The organism is Hymenobacter agri, from assembly GCF_054778495.1.
In genome coordinates this window covers 1-577 of sequence record NZ_BAAGZM010001262.1, presented here as the reverse complement: position 1 = coordinate 577, position 577 = coordinate 1, and the positions used below count along the sequence as shown (strand labels likewise).

General features: G+C 47.7%; 2 tRNA genes and 1 rRNA gene. All 3 read right to left on the bottom strand.

The annotated features are described in order from the left end of the window. Positions 1-191: 191 nt before the first annotated feature. Positions 192-268 (bottom strand) — tRNA-Ala (locus tag ACYVDE_RS25695). Positions 269-304: 36 nt separating this feature from the next. After that, positions 305-378: transfer RNA gene (locus ACYVDE_RS25690), tRNA-Ile, on the bottom strand. Positions 379-508: 130 nt separating this feature from the next. Then, positions 509-577, bottom strand: a 16S ribosomal RNA gene (locus ACYVDE_RS25685); the annotation flags it as partial.

Below are 577 nucleotides of genomic sequence, written 5' to 3'. Positions count from 1 at the left end.
ACCCTAGGCATCCCCCGTGTGCTCTTGCTTACTTCTCTTTCGTAATCAACACTTGTTTGATTGAGTTCTTGCGAACTCCAAGTGCGCTACGCTTCGTTTTTGTTACCCCTTACGTCAAAGAACGTGTGTCATCCTGTTATCTGATGACTTCGTGAATAAGCTCCAATTGAGCTGATTCATATTATATTATGTGGTGGAGAATAACGGATTCGAACCGTTGACCCCCTGCGTGCAAGGCAGGTGCTCTAGCCAGCTGAGCTAATCCCCCGAGTTTCGTATCCAGCAGCAATCCCGCTAGTTACAGTGGGCCTGCGTGGACTCGAACCACGGACCTCTACATTATCAGTGTAGCGCTCTAACCACCTGAGCTACAAGCCCGGGTTTCGACGATACCCGAAGGCAAACGTAGAATCCGTATTCAAAAATTATTTGAATGAGGAAACAAACAAAGAGTATTACCAAGCTACTCTACTTTATACTTATAACGTCGTGAGCAAGGCCGCTCCAGAAAGGAGGTGATCCAGCCGCACCTTCCGGTACGGCTACCTTGTTACGACTTAGCCCTAATTACCTGTTC